Consider the following 13,747-nt stretch of genomic DNA (forward strand, 5'->3'; position numbering starts at 1 on the left):
GGATCTGACGCTGGGCCATGCGGTTCGCAATGCGCCGTATCTCCTGGATTGACCAGCGGATCAGTGCTGGCGTTCTGCCCTCGCTTTGCGCATCGTTTTTTTGGGCGGCGCGGCATTCGCATGATGGCGGATCCTGGCCATCATCGCAAAGGCCAGCATGACCAGCGAAACATGCCGGTGCCAGCCATGCCAGGAGCGGGTCTCGTTGTGATCGAGGCCGAGTTCGTTCTTCGCGGTCTCGAAGCTGTCCTCGATCGCCCATCGATGTCCTTCGACGCGGACCAGCATTTCCACCTCGGTGCCCTGCGGACACCAGGTGGTGAAGAAGGCCAGATCGCCATCGGCAATATTGCGGCGGATCAGCAGGCCCCGGGTCCAAGCGCCACTGAGATCGGCATTGAATTCGCCGCCGTCGAGATCGGCGAGATCCAGATAGGCCCAGTCGTGAAACCTCTCACCCTTGGTGCCCGCACCTGCAGAAAGACGCTGCCAAGCCTCGGGTGGCAAGTCTTCGGCGATGCTCCCGGCCGTCCCGCTGACAGCATAGGCTTTCCCCCAGGAATTGAAGGCGTGCTTGGCGCTGACACCCAGGACATAGCCTTTCCCGGCGCGGCGCAGCGCTATTTCGATATCGCTAACGCCATAGACGCTGTCGGCGGCCACCCAGGAAAATGGAACCTTGGCCGCGAGCGCACGCTCGATCATGCTGCGCGCGATGGCAGGTTTCGTGGCGAAGTCCACCGTCTCGGGCACATGGGCCCGCCTTCGTCTGACCGGGTCTTCGGCCCATGCTTTGGGCAGGTAGAGGGCTCGATCGATAAAGGCATGTCCGTGACGCGAGACATAGCTGGCGAAGACGCCGATCTGGCAATTGGTGATCTTTCCTGCCGACCCCGTGTATTGGCGCGCGACCCCACAGGAGGCGTGGCCCTGCTTCAAAAAACCGGTTTCATCGATCACCAGCACCGCCTCGGGATCAGCGAGCGTTTCCAGAGCATAGTCCTGCAAAATGTCGCGCAGGCCATCCGCATCCCAATGCCCTCGACCCAAGATCGCCTGCTGACGCCAAGGCCCCGGATCTCCGGCCGCCTCGGCCCGCATCCAACCCGTTTTGCGCCGTTACTCACCCAACAAGCCGTCGAGAAACTGACCGGCCGATGCCGCAACCCGTTCCTGCGAAAACAGCGGCCGGAGGCGGGCCTTTACCTCACGTAGCGAGGAAGCCCACAGCTCCAGCGTCTCTTCGACCGACAATCCCGCCATCCATGAGCCCCAACTTAGTCATGGTAGCGCATTGATTCAGAGCAGGAAGAAGAATGCAACTGTAATGATAGGCCGCCGATCGCAGCGATAGTTCGCAGTGAACACGACAAGGAGACTTTTGGCGCAACGGTCGCGGACAGATCAGGAGAAGCAGATGTGCACCACGAACAATCGAGCTCGCGGCGTTGACTTGGCCTTACCGCGAACACCATGCGGGCTCGTAGCATCTGATAGCCACGCATCGCTCATTTGCTTCTCCGCAGGCTTCAGAGCTCCATGCGACCTCTCTTTCCCCCCGAAAGGAAGGAAAATCTAATGCTCTCGCCAGAATTCTGCAGGTGTTCGGGTCATCTCAACCTTCTGTATTCGGCCCGGCCCGCTTCGCAGCGGGCCAAGGGGTGTCAGGCCCGCACGACCAAGACGGGGATTGAGGAACGGGTGACAACCTCCGTTGCCTGACTGCCAAGTAGCATCCGCTTCAGCCCGCGCCGCCCGTGAGAGGCCATACAGATGAGATCGCAACCGAGAGCCTCGGCGCGCTCTAAGATAGTATCAGCAGGCGTTGCATCAGGCACATGCAGGGCGGTTGCAGAAACGCCCGCATGTCTCGCACGCTCTGCGGCGGCCTCAAGGATCCGCTCTGCCGTTTCGCGCTGCGCCTGATCATAGCCCTCGAGAACCGCCGCTGGCGTGTATGCCCCGGCCCCCATCGCCGCTGCTGCAATCGGGAAGGGCGGCGTCACAGTCAGGATCGTCACCGCAGCGCCGATGCTGGATGCAAGTGCAATGCCATGCTCAAGGCCGAGGCCCGCGTTCTCAGAGCCATCGGTGGTGATAAGGATGTGGTTATACATGAGAAACCTCTTGAGGTTGGGAGGAGGGATGCGAGGCCGCTTTTCGCGCCGCGCCGCGATCATTGCGGATCGGATCGGCGAGCAGCCGCAACCCGTTTAGCACCACCAGAACCGTGCCCCCTTCATGGCCGATGACGGCAAGCGGCAAAGGCAGCTCGAAAAATAGCGCCGAGACCACCAGGAGCACCATCATCGCAAGGGCAAAGCCGAGGTTCTGCCGGATGATCCGGCGGGTACGCAAGGCCAGTGTCCGGGCGGCGGCAAGGCGGGTCATGTCCTCGGACAGAAGCGCCACATCCGCGGCCTGCAGCGCCACCTCGCTGCCCGCGACCCCCATAGCGACGCCGACATCCGCCCGGGCAAGGGCTGCGGCATCGTTCACCCCGTCGCCGACGAAGGCCGTTCGGCCTTTTTCCGCAAGCGCGGCAACCAGCCTCACTTTGTCCTCAGGCAAGAGCTCGGCGTTGATTTCCGCATCTGAAAAGCCAAGCTCCCGCCCGATCCGTTCGGCGACCGGGCGGCGATCCCCGGTCATCAGGGCCAGATGCGCCACCCCCGCCGCACGCAGTTGCGAAAGCCCGGCGGCAGAGCTTGGCCGCGGGCGGTCTGCCACCGTAACACCACCGATCAACTGCGCGCCGCGGCCGATCCAGGTGACGGTTTGGGCAGAGGCCTTCAGCCGCTGAGCCCCGGCGGTATCGGCACGTGCCCCCATCCGCTCCAGCATCCGCTGGTTTCCGGCCCAGATCGGCCCCTCTTCGTCGATCCCGGTGATGCCTTCACTCGGATGGGTCACCACATCCCGAATGGCGGCGGGGGCAAGCCCCTCGGCCTCTGCCCGGCGCCGGATCGCGGCGGCGATCGGATGCTCGGACTGCGCCTCCAAACCCGAGAGCAGCGCCAGCATGCGCCCCTCGGGGGTCTCTGAGGTGAGGTCGGTGACCTCTGCAACTCCGGTGGTCAGGGTGCCGGTTTTGTCAAAGGAAAAGCTCTTCACTTCTGCCAAGGCTTCAAGCGCCGCGCCACCTTTGAACAACACGCCGCCCCGTGCCGCAGCCGCCAGCGCCGACAGCATGGCGGCGGGCACCGAGATCACCACGGCGCAAGGGCTTGCCGCCACCAACAGCACCGCAGCGCGGTAGAGGGCGTCGGAGGCGGAAGCCCCCATCCCCCAGAGAACAACAAACGCCAGCGTGGCCCCCAAAAGCACGGCCACGGTGTAGCGCTGCCCGAACCAGGCGCTGAAGGTCTCGGACGGCGCGCGGGCGGCTTGGGCCTCGGTCACCATGTCGATCATCCGCGCCACGGTGCTGCTTTCGACGGTGGCGCTTGCGCGCATGGTCAGCACGGAATTGAGGTTGACCGTCGCCTCGAAAAGCTTCGCGCCGGGCGCCTTCGAGACGGGCATCGACTCTCCGGTGATCGTCGCCTCGTCGACCGTGCCTTCGCCGGTGACAAGCACGCCATCCACGGGCACGCGCGAGCCCGGACGCAGGACAAGCAAATCCCCCTCGCGAAGCGCCACGACGGGGATTTCCTCTGTCGCGCCCGTGGCGCTCAGCCGCAGCGCAGTCTCGGGGCGCAGCGCCATCAGCGCCTCTATCGCGCGGCGGGCGCGGCCCATAGCGCGATGCTCCAGCGTGCCCGAAATGCTGAAGAGCGTGAGGAGAACCGCCCCCTCCAGTGGGGCGCCTACCGCAAGCGCGGCCAAAGCCGCGATGATCATCAACAGGTCGATGTCGAGCACGTGGTCCTTGAAAAGTGCACCAAGCGCGCGCAGCCCGGTCGGAAGCCCGGCCGCAAGATAGACAAGTGCAAGCCCTGCCGTGAGCCAGATCCCCGGCAGCACGAAGGTGCCGAAGAAGGCGGCCGCCATGCCGAAACTCGCCGCGAGCGTGAGGGGAAGCATGAGGCGTTCTTCAAGACTTACAGGGGCGGTGCTGGGCATAGGAAGCTTCCTGTGTTGACACGCATGCGGCGGGTTCGGCGCATGAGGAGCCGATCATTCATTCCGTCCAACGTCGGCTATGACCCAGATCAATTGCAATGATCCGGTTCACCCTACATTGTTACCGGAAGTTTAAGGAAGTCGATTGCCTCGTCAGCGTTTCAATCCATCGAGCGCGGATGAGCGGTGAAGCTTTGGCGCGGCCTGGAATCTACAGGGTCAGATCGACAGTATGAAATTGGAGCGGGACGGCCATGACCTATCAGTCAGCCCATGAAGAAGTGCATTTCGTCAACCGCAGCGGTTGGTTGCGGGCCGCGGTGCTCGGCGCCAACGATGGGATCGTCTCGATCTCGGCGCTCATCGTGGGCGTGGCGGTCGCCAATCCTTCCGCAGAGGCGGTGTTCATCGCAGGCGCCGCGGGATTGGCCGCCGGGGCGATGTCGATGGCGGCGGGGGAATATGTCTCGGTCAGCTCACAATCGGATATTGAAGGTGCTGACATCGCCCGTGAGGCGCAGGCTCTGCGCGAGACACCCGCGGAGGAGGAGGCGGAACTGGCTTCTATCTGGGAGAGCCGAGGTCTCTCGCCCGCGACGGCAGCGCTTGTCGCGCGCGAGTTGACCGAAGCTGACGCGCTTGGGGCCCATGTGCGCGATGAACTCGGCCTTTCTGAGGTGCATAGCGCCAATCCCTTACAGGCTGCCTTTGCCTCTGGGCTCACGTTCACTTTGGCCGGGGCTGTGCCGATGGTCGCTGCGCTCGTCTCACCCGCAGAAACTGTCGCCGTCGTGGTTACTGTGACAACGCTGCTCGCGCTTGCTGTTCTCGGGGCTCTCGGGGCTTGGGCCGGCGGAGCCAAGTTGTTGCGACCAACACTGCGTGTGGTCTTCTGGGGCGGTGCCGCGATGGCAGTGACCGCCGCTATCGGGAAACTATTTGGGGTCGCGGTTTAGGCAGGCAGGGAGTAACTGCAGCGAATTAGCGCTTTGTTCGCATTGCTGACCTCCATCCTTTGCGCAGCGACCGTCCGCTCTCCGCCCATCATGGCTCTTGACGTCAAGAATTAGAGTGCTGTGACGAACCGCTGTGTCGGCTCGTTGACCATAGCAAACCAAGCCGTGCATGGGCTGCTGCGTCCAATCCGCCCGTGTCAGCTGTGCCCTCGATGAGGTTCAGGAATGCCGACCTGATTTCTTCTGGCAGCGCAAAATATGCCTTAAGAAGTCTATGACGCTCGCCGAGCCGTTGCAGGGGCAAAAATCTTGATAGCTCTCCTTGGCCGTCGGGCGAGGTTAGCACCTCCAAGATCGTTTGCGGGTCTACTTCGAGCGCATTGGCGATCCTTAGCAGTCGGTGAATTGTGAGGCTGTTTCTGCCAGCTTCGTGTTTCTGGAGCTGTTGATAGCTGATACCGATTTCCGAGGCGACATCTGCCAGTGACAGGCCGCGTCTTGTCCGCAGCGCCTTCAGCCTGTCCCCGAGTTGCCTGTCAAAACCATCCAGATCGCCGTCCAACTCGGCCCACCCTATACCGGACAGAAGCGAATGCTGCGGTACGCCCCCGCAATCGCTTCCTGACCCGTGATCGGGGAGTTGGAAAACCGAACCTGTCCGGTCCCTATGACCTTTAGGTCGTGTTGACAAAATGGATTCCTCTGTCAGTCGTCCTATGATTCAAGCTCATCTCTACGTGGGAGATGAACTTGGCACGCAACCTGATATCCGACGATGAGTGGACCTTCTTCGAGGGCTTCATTCGTGCCGTCCGGCACGCTAACGGGCGGAAACCTGCGAACCATCGTCTTGTTCTCGATGGGATTTTCTGGATCGCAAGGACTGGTGCGCCATGGCGTGATCTGCCCGAAGAGTTCGGCAAGTGGTCCTCGGTCTATCGCCAGTTCCGCCGCTGGACGCTCGCAGGGCTGTGGGAGGACATCCTGGACGCGCTGAACCATGCTGGGATCGCTCCAGACAAGCTCCAGATGGTTGATAGCACTGTGATCCGCGCCCATCATCATGCGGCGGGCGCAAAAGGGGGACTCCGAAAGAGGCTCTTGGCCGTTCGAGAGGTGGCTTCTCGACCAAGATCCATCTCCGCGTCAACGGCGCAGGCCTCCCGATGAGGACCGAGATCACGCCGGGGCAAGAGTCCGACTACACCGGCTACGATCTGGTGATGGCCGACAATCTTCCACAGCCCGCCGTTCTGGTCGCCGACAGGGGCTATGACTCTGATAAAATTCGGGAAGACATCGAGAGCCGCAACGCCCTGCCCATGATACCGATGCGAAAGAACCGAAGGGTGCGCAAGGCTGTCGACATGACCATCTATACCCTGCGCAACATGGTCGAGCGCTGCTTCAACAAGCTGAAAAACAGCCGCCGCCTGGCAACCCGCTACGACAAAACCGCCGAAAGCTTCCTCGGCTTCGTCGACGTCGCCTGCATCAGGCTCTGGCTCCGCCATTTGTCAACATGACCTAGCACCGGAGCGCCTGGACATACGTCACAGGCTCCCCGACCGCATGGTCAAGGAATCGGCGTCGTTTCGGCCGACGCCAATACCGACAGGTTCAGGGGTTTCCACGCCCCAGGGACGACGCGTGGCGTCCCCAAGGGCAGTGTATCGGTTTCAGGGGGTTAGGAGCAAGATGCTGCGTTGCTCGGTTCCAGAGCGCTCTGGTCAGGCGCCAGGGTATTCGGTCGCGGGGGCAACTGGCGCATCAGGCCCGATCGACTCGCGCAGCTTTCGACCTGCAAGGTTCCAGTCGTGCCTGGGTTCATCCCAGTTTTTGGTCGATGTGAGCTGTCGGTCCAGGTAGTCGCGAAACTCTTGTTCGCCGACCCGCAACTGGAATGTGTAGAGCCGATTGACGACTTCGCGCATCAAGTCACGCATCTCGTCATCGCTGATCCTGGAGACCTCTGACCATGGGATCTCTCGGCCGTTGGCGTCGGTCACAATCACATCAGAGTAGTCCCCGGTAAGGCTGACCACTCCGGGGCCTGCATGCAGGGTTTCAAGACAAGTATTACGAACACAGATCAGCGCCATGGCCTTGGACAAGACAGACGCAATCTTACGCTCAAGGTCATTGGGCATGGCTTCCTCGTCTCGCAATGCGAGCGAGGGTCTGACGTTCCCCGCCCTGTTGATCAGATAGCGAAATCTTCGAGCGATTTTCCGGCGGCCAGCGCGTCGCCGATCCAGCCCGGTTTCCGTCCGCGACCAGACCAGGTCAGTTCCGGGTTTTCGGGATGACGATATTTCGCGACCGAAGGAGAACGCTTTCGGCTCGGTGCCGCTTCGGCAAGATCTTCGAAGGAATAGCCGAGTTCGCGGGCCAACTCGTCAACCTTGGCGCGGGCTTCGGCTTTCCGGCGCTCCTCAAAGGAAGTGATCGCCCTAGCGACTGACTTTTCCAGCTGCTTCAGTTCGCTTAGCGACAGCCCGTCGAGGTTGAAATCAGTCATCGGCGTCCTCTTTGATCCTGTTCATTGATAGGACAGTGAAACTGCTGCTGCAATTGCCTTGGTGTCCATATCCCGATGATCGTGGGCTCATGTGGCTGCAAAGCCGTCAGGCCGGAATCTTACCATTGCATCCGGTCCGCGCGGATCAAGGGAATAGAGCATCGGGCGGGCGACGAGGTAGGCGCGCCATGTCCGCTCCGCCAGCGTGCTGATCCTCACGCCGTGCTGGCTGTGCATTCTGGGGGCGAGTTCGGCGATCCTCATTCCGGCGCCCTTTTTGCTATGGGTCGCGATCATGCTGCGGATCTGCAGGTCGAGCGGTGCCGGATTGGATGGCTGCTTTCCTGCTTTGGCTGCGGGCGCGCTCTGTCCGAACTCCAGAAATTCCGAGCATGAGGCGCGGAAGCTCTGGGGGGCCTTTGCCTCACCTGCGCCGGTCACGGTTGCGCCGCGCTCGCGCAGCCGGGCGGCCAGATGCGTAAAATCACCGTCTGAGCTGGCGATCAGGAAGTTCTTGATGTCGAGTGAAAACAGAAATTCGATGGCATCGACGGTCAGCAGAAGGTCGGCCGCGTTCTTGCCCGTGCCAGCATGTACGAGCCTAAACCCTTCTGCGCTGTGCCAGTCAGATGTGCGCTGCGCATCCATATAGACCCGCGCAATCCGTGCTCCGCCGCAGGACTTCGCTTTCTGCAAGATCGCAGCAGCATGCTTTGCGCTGATATTGTCGCCATCCACGAGGACGCAAACTGTCCCGGTCATGCCCGCTCCCAGTAATTCCGCAAGTGATATTGCCGGGACAATGCGGTCAGAATTCGGCGGAAGCAGGGTTTCCTCCCGTTAGGAATGCCAGCCCATAGGTGTCGCCCGATCCAGAGTGAGAGCGCGGCTGGTTTGCCCGTGACGGGTCCGGGCTGGGGGAGAGGCCTCCGGCGGCCCGTCGCGGAGTGACTGTCATGAACAACATGCAGATTCTGGAACCCGCGCGCCCGGTGCGCGGCGGATACAAGGTGGATGTCAGCCGGGGTGAGCGCAACCGTCGGGTGTCGTCCGAATGGTTCAACCGGCCGGATGATGAGCGCTATCTCTCGCTCGATGACCTGTGGGCCTCGGTCAAGGCACGCTCGGAGCGCAGCACGTCCCGCATCGTCGAGACGGCAAAGATCCATGTCGAGGCCAGCCGCGACAATGCCGAGCGGCTGCAACTGATCCTGCCGAAGGCGGATGCACCGCTGGCACCGACCCATTGGGCCTTTGGTCAACTTGCCAGCCTGGTTGGTGCGCCGGCGTCGTATCTGCGCCAGCTTCCCGCGCCTCTGGCCGGGATCAATCTGCAGTATGGCCTCTCGGGCCATCGGGCCGAGCAGATCAAGACCTTCGAGACCGAAGACGGCAGGACGGAGCTGCGCGCGGTGACCGGCCCGGATTATGGCCGGATCTATGACCATGAGCTGGTCGAGGCCGTGCAACGCATTGCGGGCAACGGCACCGGTGATACGCGCTGGAAGGTGCCGGGCACGCTCGACTGGTCGACCGGGGTCTATAATCCGGACGTGGACATCACCCGCGACACGACCACGCTCTATGCCTCGGATCGCGATGTGTTCCTCTTCCTCGTAGACGATCACAACCCGATTGAGGTGGGCAAGCTGCCCGATGGATCGCCGGATCTCTACTTCCGCGGCTTCTATTGCTGGAACTCGGAGGTCGGGGCCAAGACCCTCGGCATCGCCAGCTTCTATCTCCGCGCCGTGTGCCAGAACCGGAACATCTGGGGGCAGGAAGAATTCCAGGAGATCACAATCCGCCACTCGAAATACGCTGCCTCCCGCTTCGCGCATGAGGCCGCCCCGGCGCTGACTCGCTTCGCCAATTCCTCGCCCTCCGGCTTTATCAACGGGATCAAGGCTGCCCGTCAGCAGATCGTCGCCCGGACCGACGAGGACCGCGAGACCTTCCTGCGCAAGCGCGGCTTCTCGAAGCTCGAGGCGGGTAAGATCATCGATAAGGTGCTGGTGGAGGAGGGCCACCCGCCCGAGAGCATCTTTGACTTTGTTCAGGGGATCACGCGTCTCGCGCGGGACAAGACCCAGCAGGACACCCGGCTTGAGCTCGAGGGCAAGGCCAAGAAGCTACTCGAGCGCGCGGGCTGAAGCCCCTCGCGCACTCATTCTTCCCTTCACCTCGCGGCAGCCCGGCTCCTGGCCCTCGGTTGCCGCGTGCGTTCCCATCCCGGCCTAAAGGCCCGCAGTCTTATAGGCGCGGGCGGCGGGCTTCTCATTCCGCGAGACCCCTGATGCAAACCTTCGACGAAAAAGTGGATACCGCTGTTTACGCCGCCTTCATGGCGCTCGGCCTTTCGGTCGCCACCAATATGGAGCTGGCGATCCGGCTCAACGACTTCATCACCCAGGAATTCCAATTCGTCGTGTCAGATGATGACGACGATGGGCGCGCAAGGCTTGCCGGCGGGCCCGGAGGCCGGGCCGATGACTGAGCAGGAGCAAACCGCCATCCTTGAAGCGCGCGAGATTCTGGCGCGCTATTTCAACCAGAACCCGATGCTTTCCTCGTGGCAGGCCGTGCTGGACTATTGTGCTGTGGCTGTGCGCGGCGAGGTAGAGTGCTTTCATGTACTCTACCTGGACCGGAAAAACTGGCTGATTTCCGATGTTCGTGTCTCGGTCGGCACGGTCGATCATGTGCCGGTCTATCCGCGCGAGGTGCTGAAACGAGCGCTTCTGATGAACGCGTCGGCGCTGATCATGGTCCACAATCACCCCAGTGGTGATCCCGAGCCTTCGGACGCCGACCTGAAGATGACAAAGGAAATCCAGAAGGGGTGCAAGACGCTGGGTCTTACCCTGCATGACCACATCATCGTCGGTGCCGGCAGGGAAGTCAGCCTGCGGGCTCGGGGGGATATCTGAGCACGCCCCGTCGGGCTGTAAAAAGAAAGCCCCGGCGGTATGCTCGGCAGGGACCTGCCGGGGGAACAGTACTGCTATCCCTCTCGGCAAGGCGCTGGTCAATGGAATGCCGCTGCCGGGCGCTCTTACGCGCATATCTGGCACGAGCAGGGCCAATTCAACTTTGGTTCTATGTTGCCACGGCATCCCGACGCCCCACCTCGCTTTCCGGGAGGCCTTCCATGTTCCTGCTCTCCTCTGCCGACCACGATCCTTTGTTGCCGTCAATGGTGATCCGGGTCCTTCGTTGTAAGGCCTTACCCGAGATCACACGGCTAGAGGGAGAGGGGGGAGGGGTTTTCCATGACGGGTTGGTAGCCGGAGAGAGGGTCTCCCCGGCGCCCGTCCTCGGAGTACCTGACATGGCCACTGCCGTTCAGAAGATCACCCTGTCGTCCTCGCGCGACATCCCCTTCAACAAGCTGGTGCTGAGCCAGTCCAACGTCCGCCGCGTCAAGGCTGGCGTTTCGGTCGATGAACTGGCCGAGTCGATCGCGCGCCGCGGACTGATCCAGTCCCTGCATGTCCGCCCGGTTCTGGGCGAGGATGGCGCCGAGACCGGCATGTTCGAGGTGCCCGCCGGCGGTCGCCGCTTCCGGGCGCTGGAGGTGTTGGTGAAGCAGAAGCGCCTCGCCAAAACCGCCCCGGTCCCCTGCATCGTGTCCGATGCTGCCGACGATGTGCTCATCGACGAGGTCTCGCTCGCCGAGAATATCGAACGCGCGCCGCTGCATCCCGTCGACCAGTTCCGCGCCTTCCAGGCGATGCGCGAGAAGGGCATGACCGAGGAGGCCATTGCGGCCGCCTTCTTCGTCGATGCCAAGGTGGTGAAACAGCGCCTGCGGTTGGTCTCGGTCGCGCCCGCACTGCTCGAGATCTATGCCGAGGACGGCATGACTCTCGAGCAACTAATGGCCTTCACCATCTCCTCGGACCACGAACGCCAGGTTCAGGTCTGGGAGGCGGTGAAGGACAGCTGGTCGAAGGAGCCTTACCAGATCCGTCGCCTGTTGACCGAGACCACGGTGCGGGCCTCGGACAAGCGCGTCACCTTTGTCGGCATCGCGGCCTATGAGGCGGCGGGTGGCTATGTGCTGCGCGACCTCTTCCAGCAGGACGATGGCGGCTGGCTGCAGGATCCGGTGTTGCTCGACCGGCTGGTGAACGAGAAGCTGAAGGCCGATGCGGAGACCATCGCCGCCGAGGGCTGGAAATGGATCGAGGTCGCGGTCAACTTTCCCTACAGCCATGCTTACGGCATGCGGCAGCTGATCGGCACCACGGTCGATCTGACCGAGGACGAACGCGCCACCCGCGAGGCGCTGCGGGACGAATATGACCGGCTCGAGGCCGAGTATGCGCAAACGGAAGAATACCCCGATGAGGTCGATGCCCGGCTGGGCGAGATCGAGAAGATCCTCGGCGCCTTCGAGATGCGACCGATGATCTACGATCCGGCGCAGATGGCGCGGGCCGGGGTCTTTGTCAGCCTCGATGTCGACGGCACGCTGCTGATCGAGCGTGGCTATGTCCGCGCTGAGGATGAAGCACCGCTGGAACCGGAGCCCGAGATCGTCGATCCCGAGACCGGCGAGGTGCTGCAGCGCGCCGCGCCGGAAACCAGCCATCAGCGCGCGATCATCACCCTAGGGGGTGAAACGGCCGCTGCGCCCGAAGAGGATGAAGACGAAGGCGAGGCGATCAAGCCGCTCCCGGAACGGCTGGTGATTGAACTGACCGCGCATCGGACCCTGGCCCTGCGCGATGCCGTGGCGAACAATCCGCGCATCGCAATGACGGCACTGCTGCACCGGCTGGTGCTCGACTGCTTCGGCATCCGCAGCTCAGGCATTGGGCTGCAGGCGCGCGTCAGTGAAGTGCATCTGTCGGTGCAGGCTCCGGATCTTGGCGACTCGATCCCGGCGCAGGCCATCGACGAACGGCACGCGGCGTGGCGGGCGGATATCCCGCTTGATGACGGCGATGATCGGCTCTGGGACTGGCTGCATGCTCTGGACGAGGCGAGCCGTCAGGCGCTGTTGGCACATTGCCTGAGCTTCGGGGTCAACGCGCTCTATGAGCGTCCGAACCCCTATAGTGGCAATGGCATCAGCCAGCATGGCCTGGATCGCCGTATGCAGGAGGCGGATCGCCTCGCGCGCATGACCGGTCTCGATCTGGTCGAGTCCGGCTGGAAGCCGACGGTCGCCAACTACCTCGGTCGCGTGACCAAGGCCCGCATTCTCGAGGCGGTGCGCGAAGGTGCGGGCGAGCAGGCGGTGGAGTTGATCGGGCATCTGAAGAAAGGCGAGATGGCCACCGAAGCCGAGCGGCTGCTGGCTGGCAGTGGCTGGTTGCCGGAGCCGCTGAGGTTGGAGGACCTCGCGGCCGCCGCAGATGCTGGCGATGCCGAAGGGACTGAGCTGGATACGCTGCCGGACTTCCTCGCAGGCGATGAGGATGATGCACTCGAGGAAGAAGATCCGGACCCGGCGCATCGCATTGCTGCGGAATGATCAATCGTCAGGACGGCTGTGGTCGTCCTGCCTCTCCCTGTCATTTCCCCGGCCCGGTCGTCAAGACCGGGCCTTTTCTTTGTAGCTCAAGGTCCGATTCTCATAGTTCGTCGAGATCTACACAGACAAGGCTCCGCCTTGCCATGGGTCGCCCGCATGGTTCCCGAAACTCTGTGATGATTGAGGAGCTTCGGACTGCGTGAATGCCAATGTTTGCTAGGTCGCTAAAGGTCAGAGAAATCCGGCTTAGTCTGAGCATGCAGCCTGATCGGTCTGAGTTGTCTGAACTTTAACCCCGCAATCTCGGCAAGGGCACGCCGGATCGGCATCAGATCTGGTGCGTCACGGTGCAGCGCCAGGAGTTCGATTGGTTGGCCATTGGCGTCGCGTAAGTAGAAATGGACGAACTTGTGCCCTTCACCCGGGCTGCGGTTCCCGCCAGCGCGTGCGCTGTGGGCCAGCATTTCCCCCAGATTCTGACCGGCACGGACGGGAATTTGTCTTGTTCCGCACAGGGTCGGGATGAGCACCGCATCGGGTCGTACCACGAGCAACGGGCAGCGCCCGGCATGGATGAAGGCCAGGCCGAGACCGGAAACAGCAAACAGGCCGAGCGAGACAATTGTGATCGTCTTCAGGTCGGGATGCCGCAGCATCAGAACCGCCGTGACTGCACCTGCACAGGCCGCTGCCATCATCAAGGCACCGACCACTATCACA

At 62.4% G+C, this 13,747-nt stretch carries 13 protein-coding genes and 1 pseudogene; 6 read left to right on the top strand and 8 right to left on the bottom strand.

The features are described from left to right. Positions 1-60: 60 nt before the first annotated feature. The 3 genes and pseudogenes from XINFAN_RS20650 to XINFAN_RS20660 form a co-directional block, all read right to left on the bottom strand. Positions 61-1,263 (bottom strand): annotated as a pseudogene (locus tag XINFAN_RS20650) (IS701 family transposase). 401 nt (positions 1,264-1,664) lie between these two features. Next, positions 1,665-2,117, bottom strand: a complete 453-nt coding sequence (locus XINFAN_RS20655) for a universal stress protein (protein WP_124088733.1) — start codon at positions 2,115-2,117, stop codon at positions 1,665-1,667. After that, positions 2,110-4,026, bottom strand: a complete 1,917-nt coding sequence (locus tag XINFAN_RS20660) for a heavy metal translocating P-type ATPase (RefSeq protein ID WP_233352449.1) — start codon at positions 4,024-4,026, stop codon at positions 2,110-2,112. Before XINFAN_RS20660 ends, XINFAN_RS20655 begins: the two co-directional genes overlap by 8 nt. Before the next feature lie 293 nt (positions 4,027-4,319). On the opposite strand from XINFAN_RS20660, the gene XINFAN_RS20665 reads away from it, so the two are divergent. Beyond that, a complete protein-coding gene (locus XINFAN_RS20665) occupies positions 4,320-5,021 on the top strand; it encodes a VIT1/CCC1 transporter family protein (protein ID WP_020952702.1) in 702 nt (233 codons plus the stop codon). A gap of 103 nt (positions 5,022-5,124) precedes the next feature. Here the strand turns inward: XINFAN_RS20665 and XINFAN_RS20670 are convergent, their stop codons facing one another. Beyond that, positions 5,125-5,583, bottom strand: a complete 459-nt coding sequence (locus tag XINFAN_RS20670; protein ID WP_160144686.1) for a helix-turn-helix domain-containing protein — start codon at positions 5,581-5,583, stop codon at positions 5,125-5,127. Between the two features lie 182 nt (positions 5,584-5,765). Between XINFAN_RS20670 and XINFAN_RS20675 the strand changes: the two genes are divergently transcribed. Then, a protein-coding gene (locus XINFAN_RS20675; protein WP_124088736.1) for an IS5-like element ISPaes1 family transposase occupies positions 5,766-6,547 on the top strand; the annotation gives its coding sequence in 2 pieces (ribosomal slippage) (positions 5,766-6,108 and positions 6,108-6,547; 783 coding nt in all). Between the two features lie 204 nt (positions 6,548-6,751). On the opposite strand, the gene XINFAN_RS20680 is transcribed toward XINFAN_RS20675, so the two are convergent. The 3 genes from XINFAN_RS20680 to XINFAN_RS20690 form a co-directional block, all read right to left on the bottom strand. Next, positions 6,752-7,171, bottom strand: coding sequence for a hypothetical protein (locus XINFAN_RS20680; protein ID WP_124088737.1), 420 nt, complete (start codon positions 7,169-7,171; stop codon positions 6,752-6,754). 53 nt (positions 7,172-7,224) lie between these two features. After that, a complete protein-coding gene (locus XINFAN_RS20685; RefSeq protein ID WP_124088738.1) occupies positions 7,225-7,542 on the bottom strand; it encodes an H-NS histone family protein in 318 nt (105 codons plus the stop codon). A gap of 87 nt (positions 7,543-7,629) precedes the next feature. Further along, positions 7,630-8,304, bottom strand: coding sequence for an NYN domain-containing protein (locus XINFAN_RS20690; protein WP_124088739.1), 675 nt, complete (start codon positions 8,302-8,304; stop codon positions 7,630-7,632). Between the two features lie 194 nt (positions 8,305-8,498). On the opposite strand from XINFAN_RS20690, the gene XINFAN_RS20695 reads away from it, so the two are divergent. The 4 genes from XINFAN_RS20695 to XINFAN_RS20710 all read left to right on the top strand — a co-directional run bounded on the left by XINFAN_RS20695 (position 8,499) and on the right by XINFAN_RS20710 (position 13,027). Next, positions 8,499-9,695: a DUF932 domain-containing protein gene (locus XINFAN_RS20695; protein ID WP_124088740.1), complete on the top strand. Its 1,197-nt coding sequence runs from the start codon at positions 8,499-8,501 to the stop codon at positions 9,693-9,695. A 143-nt stretch (positions 9,696-9,838) separates the two neighbouring features. Continuing rightward, positions 9,839-10,039 (top strand): hypothetical protein, encoded by a 201-nt coding sequence (locus tag XINFAN_RS20700; RefSeq protein WP_124088741.1) that lies wholly within the window; start codon positions 9,839-9,841, stop codon positions 10,037-10,039. Further along, positions 10,032-10,472, top strand: a complete 441-nt coding sequence (locus XINFAN_RS20705; protein WP_124088742.1) for a JAB domain-containing protein — start codon at positions 10,032-10,034, stop codon at positions 10,470-10,472. Before XINFAN_RS20700 ends, XINFAN_RS20705 begins: the two co-directional genes overlap by 8 nt. Positions 10,473-10,873: 401 nt before the next feature. Further along, positions 10,874-13,027: a ParB/RepB/Spo0J family partition protein gene (locus tag XINFAN_RS20710; protein ID WP_124088743.1), complete on the top strand. Its 2,154-nt coding sequence runs from the start codon at positions 10,874-10,876 to the stop codon at positions 13,025-13,027. Between the two features lie 224 nt (positions 13,028-13,251). Here XINFAN_RS20710 and XINFAN_RS20715 read toward each other — a convergent pair whose 3' ends face one another. Beyond that, entirely contained in the window at positions 13,252-13,683 is a 432-nt protein-coding gene (locus tag XINFAN_RS20715; protein ID WP_124088744.1) for a hypothetical protein, read from the bottom strand. Between the last annotated feature and the right edge of the window lie 64 nt (positions 13,684-13,747).

The sequence above is a fragment of the Pseudogemmobacter humi genome (assembly GCF_900609055.1).
GTDB lineage: Bacteria > Pseudomonadota > Alphaproteobacteria > Rhodobacterales > Rhodobacteraceae > Pseudogemmobacter > Pseudogemmobacter humi.

Bases quoted from the DNA above. Each gene is read 5' to 3' on its own strand.
- XINFAN_RS20660 (WP_233352449.1), bottom strand. From the start codon at position 4,026: ATGCTTCCCCTCACGCTCGCGGCGAGTTTCGGCATGGCGGCCGCCTTC.
- XINFAN_RS20690 (WP_124088739.1), bottom strand. From the start codon at position 8,304: ATGACCGGGACAGTTTGCGTCCTCGTGGATGGCGACAATATCAGCGCA.
- XINFAN_RS20685 (WP_124088738.1), bottom strand. From the start codon at position 7,542: ATGACTGATTTCAACCTCGACGGGCTGTCGCTAAGCGAACTGAAGCAG.
- XINFAN_RS20715 (WP_124088744.1), bottom strand. From the start codon at position 13,683: ATGCTGCGGCATCCCGACCTGAAGACGATCACAATTGTCTCGCTCGGC.
- XINFAN_RS20705 (WP_124088742.1), top strand. From the start codon at position 10,032: ATGACTGAGCAGGAGCAAACCGCCATCCTTGAAGCGCGCGAGATTCTG.
- XINFAN_RS20695 (WP_124088740.1), top strand. From the start codon at position 8,499: ATGAACAACATGCAGATTCTGGAACCCGCGCGCCCGGTGCGCGGCGGA.
- XINFAN_RS20655 (WP_124088733.1), bottom strand. From the start codon at position 2,117: ATGTATAACCACATCCTTATCACCACCGATGGCTCTGAGAACGCGGGC.
- XINFAN_RS20700 (WP_124088741.1), top strand. From the start codon at position 9,839: ATGCAAACCTTCGACGAAAAAGTGGATACCGCTGTTTACGCCGCCTTC.
- XINFAN_RS20665 (WP_020952702.1), top strand. From the start codon at position 4,320: ATGACCTATCAGTCAGCCCATGAAGAAGTGCATTTCGTCAACCGCAGC.
- XINFAN_RS20710 (WP_124088743.1), top strand. From the start codon at position 10,874: ATGGCCACTGCCGTTCAGAAGATCACCCTGTCGTCCTCGCGCGACATC.
- XINFAN_RS20680 (WP_124088737.1), bottom strand. From the start codon at position 7,171: ATGCCCAATGACCTTGAGCGTAAGATTGCGTCTGTCTTGTCCAAGGCC.